Genomic DNA, 2,715 nt, shown 5'->3' with positions numbered 1-2,715 from the left:
CCTGACCGGGGCCTCCGCCACTGTGCGCGAGGGGGGAGTTGAACCCCCACGCCCTTTCGGGCACACGGACCTGAACCGTGCGCGTCTGCCTATTCCGCCACTCGCGCAGACATGAAGACCTTAGCAGCTCCAGCGGGGTCCTCACGCCACCTCCCCGCCGGCTCCCCCCGATCGCCACGCGCGCAGCGCGGGCGCCGGGTGCCCACCCGGCTACCATGCCGAGGGCCGGGGCATCGGCCGACGATCTCGGGAGGGGGGCCTGCGTGGGAGTGCTGGACCGCTTCGAGCGCGGCGTGGAACGCGCCGTCAGCGGCGTGTTCGCGCGCGCCTTCCGCAGCGAGGTGCAGCCGGTGGAGGTCGCCAGCGCCCTGCGCCGCGAGCTCGACGACCGCGCGGCCGTCCTCTCGCGCGGGCGCACGCTCGTGCCCAACAGCTTCATCGTGGAGCTCGGCCCCACCGACCACGACAAGATCGCCTCCTGGCAGGACACCCTCGCCGACGAGCTGGTCGCGGCCGTCACCCAGCACGCCGAGAAGCAGCGGTACTCCTTCGTGGGACCGGTGCGCGTCGACTTCCACGAGGCCGACGACCTGGAGACGGGCGTCTTCCGCGTGCTGTCCTCCACGGTCAAGGGCCGCACCGCACCGGCCACCCCGCGCACCTCCGGCGCGGGCCGCCCCCGCCTGGACGTGGACGGGCGCGGCCACGTGCTCACCGAGGCGGTCACCGTCATCGGCCGCGGCTCCGACGCCGACGTCGTCCTCGACGACCCGGGCGTCTCCCGCCGCCACGCCGAGGTGCGGGTCGGCGCGCAGGGCGCGCGGCTGAGCGACCTCAGCTCCACCAACGGCACCTTCGTCGACGGCGAGCGGGTGTCCTCCGTCGACCTCTTCGACGGCGCGACGATCACCGTGGGCCGCACGGAGCTGGTCTTCCGCTCCGCCCGCCGCGACGAGGGCTGGACCTGACCTCTTGAGCGGGAAGACCTCGTGAGCGAACTGACCCTGACCGTGCTGCGGCTCGGGCTCCTCGTCGTGCTCTGGCTGTTCGTGCTGGCCGTCGTCGGCGTGCTGCGCGCGGACCTGCTGGGCACCCGCGTCACCGCCCGGCGCACCGAGCGCGCCAGGCCGCGCGCCGCCCGCCCCGAGCAGCCCGAGCAGGCGCCGCGGCCGCGGCGCGCCACGCTCGTGGTCACCGAGGGCTCGCTGCGCGGGACGACACTGGCGCTGGGCCAGGCCGCCGTCCTCATCGGCCGCGGCGCGGACTGCACGCTCGTCCTCGACGACGAGTACGCCTCCACCCGGCATGTGCGCATCACCCCGGGCCCGGCCGGCGACGGCTGGGTCGTGGAGGACCTGCAGTCCACCAACGGCACCTTCCTCGGCCGCGACCGCCTGACCACCCCCGCACCCTTCGAGCCCGGCACGCCGCTGCGCATCGGCAAGACCGTGCTCGAGCTCCGGAGGTAGCCCGTGGCCATCGCCCTGCGCTACGCCGCGCGCTCCGACGTCGGCCTGGGCCGCTCCTCCAACCAGGACTCCGGCTACGCCGGCCCGCACCTGCTCGTCGTGGCCGACGGCATGGGCGGGCACGCCGGCGGCGACGTGGCCAGCTCGCTGGCCGTGGGCGAGCTGTCCGTGCTCGACGGCGAGTCGCACGGCAGCGACGACGCCGCCCAGCACCTGCACGACGCGCTGGAGGCCGCCAACGAGCAGCTGCGCCGGCGCGTGGAGCAGGAGCCGGAGCTGGCCGGCATGGGCACGACCGTCACGGCGGTCCTGCGCGCCGGCTCGCGGCTGGTGCTGGCCCACATCGGCGACTCGCGCGGGTACCTGCTGCGCGAGGGGCGGCTGACGCAGCTCACCAAGGACCACAGCTACGTGCAGTCGCTGCTCGACGAGGGCCGCATCAGCGCCGAGGAGGCCGAGCGCCACCCGCAGCGCTCGGTGATCATGCGCGTGCTCACCGGCCGCTCCGACGACGACGCCGACGTCTCGGTGCGCGAGGCGCGCCCCGGCGACCGCTACCTGCTGTGCAGCGACGGCCTGTCCGGCGTCGTCAGCCACGAGACCCTCGCCGAGACCCTCGGCGCCGGCCTGGACCCCGACGCCACGTGCGAGCGGCTCGTGGAGCTGGCGCTGCGCGGCGGGGGCCCGGACAACGTCTCCTGCGTCGTCGCCGACGTCGTCGAGCTCGGCGGCGGCCCGCCGCCGTCCACGACGCCGCAGGTCGTCGGCGCCGCCGCCTTCCACCGGCCCCGCCGCTCCAGCGCCGCCGGCACCCCCGCCGCCCGCGCCGCCGCCCTGCGCTCCGCGCCGGAGGAGTCCGGCGACGACGCGGAGGACGACCACCCCGCCTCCTCCGGCCCGGGCGCGCGCGAGCGGCGCCGCCGCCGCTGGCGGTGGGTCGCGGGACCGGTGCTGCTGGCGCTGCTGCTCGTCGCGGGCGGCTGGGCCGGCTGGCGCTGGAGCCAGCAGCAGTACTTCGTGGGCGTCGACGCCGCGCGGGTGGCGGTGTACCAGGGGCTGACCCAGGACATCGGGCCGCTGCGCATGTCGCACGTCCTCGAGCGCAGCGACGTCGCGGTGGCGGACCTGCCGACGACGTACGCCGGCGAGGTGCAGGCGCGCATGACCGCCTCCAGCCTGGCGGGCGCGCGCAGCACCGTGGAGCACCTGCGGGAGATCGCGCAGGCCTGCCGGGCGGCGGCCACCC

The 2,715-nt window shown here is 76.2% G+C and carries 3 protein-coding genes and 1 tRNA gene; 3 read left to right on the top strand and 1 reads right to left on the bottom strand.

What is annotated here, in order from left to right:
- Positions 1–23: 23 nt before the first annotated feature.
- Positions 24–107 (bottom strand) — tRNA-Leu (locus GTQ99_RS21925).
- A 156-nt stretch (positions 108–263) separates the two neighbouring features.
- Here GTQ99_RS21925 and GTQ99_RS21920 point away from each other — a divergent pair.
- The 3 genes from GTQ99_RS21920 to GTQ99_RS21910 form a co-directional block, all read left to right on the top strand.
- The gene (locus GTQ99_RS21920; RefSeq protein WP_166617807.1) at positions 264–968 is read left to right on the top strand and encodes an FhaA domain-containing protein; all 705 of its coding nucleotides are present in this window, start codon (positions 264–266) and stop codon (positions 966–968) included.
- Positions 969–989: 21 nt separating this feature from the next.
- On the top strand, positions 990–1,469 hold the full coding sequence (locus GTQ99_RS21915) for an FHA domain-containing protein FhaB/FipA (RefSeq protein ID WP_166617806.1): 480 nt from the start codon (positions 990–992) through the stop codon (positions 1,467–1,469).
- Positions 1,470–1,472: 3 nt separating this feature from the next.
- Positions 1,473–2,715: protein phosphatase 2C domain-containing protein (locus GTQ99_RS21910; RefSeq protein ID WP_166617805.1), on the top strand; the 1,243-nt coding region annotated here is incomplete at its 3' end.

Origin of the sequence: Kineococcus vitellinus (assembly GCF_009906315.1) — a bacterium.
Classification (GTDB): domain Bacteria; phylum Actinomycetota; class Actinomycetes; order Actinomycetales; family Kineococcaceae; genus Kineococcus; species Kineococcus vitellinus.
Note: the sequence above shows the minus strand (reverse complement) of the source record. Positions and strands in the feature narration are given on the sequence as shown.